Raw genomic sequence first — 5,479 nt, forward strand, 5'->3', positions numbered from 1 at the left:
ATTTACAGCCATTTTTTCATTTCCCTGCCCCGTCAACACAATTACAGGAACCCGATCTCCGACCAGTTCAACATTGATAGCCGCGAGAAATTCCAAACCATCGCCATCGGGCAGATTCAGATCGATCAGCACAATGTCAGGCTGCTGCGATCGCCACAATTCCAAACCTTCTTCTAGAGTTTCTGATTCAAGAATGCAATAGGATTGCTCTGAGTCTGATTGCAGATAACGCGAGTAAGTGACGCGATCGCTTATTGAATCATCGACTATCAACAGGTTTATAGCAGTTTGCAAGAGTTGATCAGTCATTAGATGATTTATATTTATTTTATTATTGTTAATACATATTGTTACATTATCTCATAAAATTTTTTTCATAAAGCACTTCAAAATCTTATTAAAATCTTATTTTTCGCAAATCTAAAGCGATGCTAAAATTTGCTGAATTGCAGTATTCAGTTGTCGGAACTTGACGGGTTTAGCCAGATATTCATTGGCTCCTGCCTCTAGACACCTTTCGCGATCACCTTCCATCGCCAGAGCCGTCAGGGCAATAATCGGAATTGCGGCAATTGTTTCGTCAGCACGAATCAGAGCGATCGCTTCTAATCCATCCATGTCTGGCATTTGAATATCCATGAGAATGATGTCAGGGCTTTCTGCTTTTGCCATAGCAACGGCTTCCTCTCCATTTCTGGCAGTCACTATGCGGTAATTGATCGCGGTCAGATAGGATGTGAAGGTTTGGATATTTGCCTCGTTATCTTCAGCAAGTAAAATAAGCGGCGCATGATCAGGATCGATGCTCAATGGCGGTAAAGTAGTCGAAGCTGTTGGGGATTCTGGAGCGCTATATTGGGACATTTCATAGGGTAGGGCAACCGAGAAACAGCTACCTTTGCCGATATCACTCTCAGCCATGACCTGACCGCCATGTAGTTCGACAATCTGCTTGACTAGGGCTAGCCCTAAGCCAGTGCCTTCGTATTGACGATTGAGACTGCTGCTAACTTGCACGAATGGCTGGAAGAGGCGTTGCAAATCGTTGGGAGCAATGCCAATGCCAGTATCTACGACTTGAAATACGATCATCGGTGAATTCATCAGTTTGAAGCTCTGGGGGATTTTCGCCTCTCCTTGCCATGTATCGCCGCCACCAACTGCAACTAGAAGATTTACTAGCCCTTCACTGGGAGTGAATTTGACAGCATTGGTGAGTAGATTGATTAAAACCTGTCTGATGCGACGCTCTTCGACATTAATCTTGTTTATATTCTTAGGAATGTTGCTATTGATTTGCACTTGCTTTTGAAATGCTTGCTGTTTGACAAAGACCAGACTAGAATCACAGAGATTTTTGACTGAGACTGATTCGATATTTAGTTCCATCATCCCTGATGAGATTTTTGATAGATCGAGAATGTCATTAATTAGGGATAGAAGATGTTCGCCGCTTGATTCGACTGTACCGATCGCCTTTGTTTGCCGTTCATTGAGTGAGCCTAAAACCTGCTCTCCCAGAACGTTAGACAGTCCTAAGATCGAATTGAGCGGGGTGCGAAGTTCGTGGCTCATGTTGGCAAGAAATTCATCCTTGAGCTTGGTGGCGCGGAGAAGTTCATCATTGACTTTGAGCAGTTGGATTTCGGTTTGCTTGCGGATCGACAAATCAGCTTGAATCTGCTCATACAGACTAGCTTGTTGAATAGCGATCGCTAATTGATTCGCAATTTGTTGGAGCAGTTGAGCTTCTGAATCTTGCCATTCTCGCGGTTCTGCACAAGCATGGACTACCAAAACACCCCACAGCTTTTTAGATCCGTCCGTTGCTATCCAGCGATGATTTTCGCTAATGTGCGACTCTAAGAGAATTGGCGCGATAATTTTGGACTTGATCTGACCTTCGATCGAGTATTCCACTAGGCATTCTGTCCAAATGTCATTCATCACATCGGGAACAATGCGAGGCTTGCCTTGCCAATAGCAATCGAGAATTTCCTGTGACCAAACTTCGTTTTCCCAATTAAGGGCTTTGAGATTGGGAAAGTTACTATGTACAGATTCTTCGACAATTTGGCTGTTACCATTATCAAATAGTTGAAAGATGATCACGCGATCGCCAGACAGCACATCTTTAACCTGTTGAGTCACCACTGCCAGAATCTCTTTGACACTAAGTGATTCGCGAATTTTATTGGTGATTGTCGCTAAGGTTTGCTGTTCTCGCAATTGCTGCGCTATTTTCCATTGAGATTGCTGACGTATTAATAGTTCGTCTTGAAGTTGCTCATAGAGACTGGCTTGTTGAATAGCGATCGCTAATTGATTAGCAATTTGTTGAATCAGATTAATCTCATGCTCTTGCCATTGGCGAGTGTTAGCACATTGATGGATGCACACTAAGCCCCATAGGTTGTTGCCACATAGTAATGGAATCACCAGATTTGCCCGTATCTGAAATTGAGCCAAGACATCGCGATGGCAGTCCGTCAGACCAGCATTATCTATATCATTCACGACCTGTACTCGACCTTGGGCATACGCGGCAGCATAGTTTTCGCCAAAGCAATGGTCGTGAATGGGAACTTCCATTGCTGAACTAAATTCATCGACAACAGATTCGGCGACAAATTCACCATCATCAAAATTGGATTCAGGATAGAACTTGAAAATACCGACGCGATCGCATTGCAGTAATTGCTGAATTTCTTGACAAGCGGTATCAAAAATTACTGGGAGTTCGAGGGATTGACGGATACGCTGAGTAATTCCTCGTAATAGGGTTTCTCGATTTGCTTGTTGGAGAATAATTTGCTCGGCTTGTTTACGATCGCTAATATTGCGGCATACAAAAATCAGCAAACCTGTATCTGTAGTGGTTAAAGATAATTCTTCATCAAAAGCAGAGCCGTTTTTGCGGATCGCGATCGCTTCTCCTTGCCATGAGCGATCACGCTGTAGTACAGGAAATACTTCTTGCTCAAATCGGGCTAGCTCTTCTGAGGAATACAACTCTGTCCAAGATTTGCCCAGCAGCTCGTCAGGATGATCATAGCCAAATATTTCTAGATGGGCTTGGTTTAAATAGATGTATTTATTATTTTGCAAAATCGCAATACCGTCGATCGCGGCTTCAATGGCAGCAAGTTGCTGTTTAAGAGTCTTTTCGGCAACTTTGCGATCGCTAATATCCTGAAAAGTCCCCATCACACCGATCACATTTCCCTCTGCATCTCGTAGAGGAATTTTATTAGTCTGTAACCATTGCTGTTCACCAGATGCCAAGGTAATTTGCTCTTCAATATTCAGTTTTGCTAAACCTGATTCCATCACCTGTTGATCGTCAGCAAGATAAGCAAGAGCTTCTTCTTCGTTACAGGCAAAATCAAAATCGCTTTTACCAATTGCTTCCAAGGGCGAGTTCATTCCACAAGTTAGAGCAAATAATTGGTTGCATCCTAAAACAACTGATTGGCGATCTTTCCAAAATACAGACAATGGAAACGTATCGAGGACAGTTTGTAATAATATTTGAGATTCGCGTAAGGTATTTTCAGATTGTTTGCGATCGCTAATATTATTAGAACAACCAATCAAGCGAATGGGTTGTCCCAGTGCATCCCGAACGAGCGAAAGACGCAAGCGTATATAAATTGTTTTTCCTGATTTTATCCGATGCCGTAGCTCAACTTCATGAGTTCCTTTTTCAAATAGTGGTCTAAAGACTATGGGTTCCATGAGAGCCAAATCTTCATTTAGGTAGAGCATACTAACGTTCTGCCCGATCGCCTCATTAGACTTGTATTCATAGATTCTCTCAGCCCCGATGTTCCAAGTTTGGATCGTGCCATCCATCGTAGTAGAAATTACAGCATCATGAACCTGCTCTAGCATTTGCAATTGCAATTGTATGGCTTGAGTGCGTTCTGTGACTTTCGCTTCTAGAGATTGATTGAGTTGTAACAGTTCTTGCTCTGCACGTTTGCGATCGCTGATATCACGAATTATCCAGAACAGTTGAGTCTCGTTATTAGCAAGATTGATATTTTTAGTTACGCTAATTTCGGCAGGAAAAGTATCACCCTGATGATTTATCAGCGCAATTTCCCAAGTTGTTTTTGCAGGGTTGGGAGATAATTGATAATTGAGTTGGCTATAGAAAAGATCTCTGTTGTCAGAGGTCACAAACACAATCAATGGCTTTCCTAAGATAAACTCGCGGTTAATCGCAAGCAATTCTAAAATAATTTGATTTACTTCTAATATCTTGCCCGATAAGTCTGTCACCAGATAGCCATCAGGCGCAAATTCAAATAAATTTTGATAGCGATACTGTTCGTATTCTAGTTGTCGATGCTGAGAGATCTGTTCTTCATTACTAACTCTTAATTCCTCTATAGTACATTGCAATTCATCATTGGTTCCTTCTAACAAATCATTGCGTTCTTCTATATCTACTTGCTGGTTTAAGAGTAATGTCTCAACCCATTTGCGTTCTGCCAACTCATTTTGAACTTGTTGATAAGTGATCGCTTGTTTAATGGAAATCGATAACTTTACTGATAGCTGCTGAAGTAACTGAATATCTGACTCTTCCCAAACCCTTGGAGACAAGCATTGATGCAAAATTAGCAAACCCCATAAAGTTTGAGTTTGCTGTTCTACATTTGGCAAGAGGATTGGCACTACTAGATTAGCGCGTACTTGAAACCGTTCCAGCAATTGCAGATGGCAAGCTGTCAAATTAGCAGCATAAATATCATTAGCAACAAAAATCCTGCCTTCACAATATGCACCACCAAGATTTTCTTGAAAGCAAGTATCTTCAACTTGGACATTTAAGCAAGACAGCCAAGGTGAAACGATATCTTCGGCAACAATTGAGCCACTCATATCTGGGTTGAATTTATAAATGATGGCGCGATCGGCACTTATAAATTGACGCACCTCTTTAATGATCGCATTGGAGATATCGTCTAAGTCCGTAAATTCGCGAATCCGCAGGGCGATTTCGGAGATTAATATTTGCTGTTGTTGCGATCGCCGTAGTTGCCGACTGAGCATAGTTTCTCGCAACAATTGCCTAATCGTAGTAACGAGCGATTTCGCCGTAATGTCCGCTTTCACCAAGTAGTCAGCCGCCCCCAATTTCATGGCATTTACAGCCATTTTTTCATTTCCCTGCCCCGTCAACACAATTACAGGAACCCGATCTCCGACCAGTTCAACATTGATAGCCGCGAGAAATTCCAAACCATCGCCATCGGGCAGATTCAGATCGATCAGCACAATGTCAGTCTGCTGCGATCGCCACAGTTCCAACCCTTCTTCTAGAGTTTCTGATTCAATAATGCGATAGGAATTTTCTACATCTGATTGCAAATAAGGGACTTGCGAGGAAATAAGATACCAATCAATTAGGAACAATGGTTATATCCCATTTGGGTAAAGTATCAGAACGTTGCCAAAATGGAAAATA

General features: G+C 42.1%; 2 protein-coding genes. Both read right to left on the reverse strand.

What is annotated here, in order from left to right; all coding sequences use genetic code 11:
- Positions 1–309: response regulator (locus B9G53_RS22370; protein ID WP_141211855.1), on the reverse strand; the 309-nt coding region annotated here is incomplete at its 3' end.
- Between the two features lie 111 nt (positions 310–420).
- Positions 421–5,382 (reverse strand): GAF domain-containing protein, encoded by a 4,962-nt coding sequence (locus tag B9G53_RS22375; RefSeq protein WP_176453315.1) that lies wholly within the window; start codon positions 5,380–5,382, stop codon positions 421–423.
- Positions 5,383–5,479 lie beyond the last annotated feature (97 nt).

The organism is Pseudanabaena sp. SR411, from assembly GCF_002251945.1.
In the GTDB taxonomy this organism is placed as follows: domain Bacteria; phylum Cyanobacteriota; class Cyanobacteriia; order Pseudanabaenales; family Pseudanabaenaceae; genus Pseudanabaena.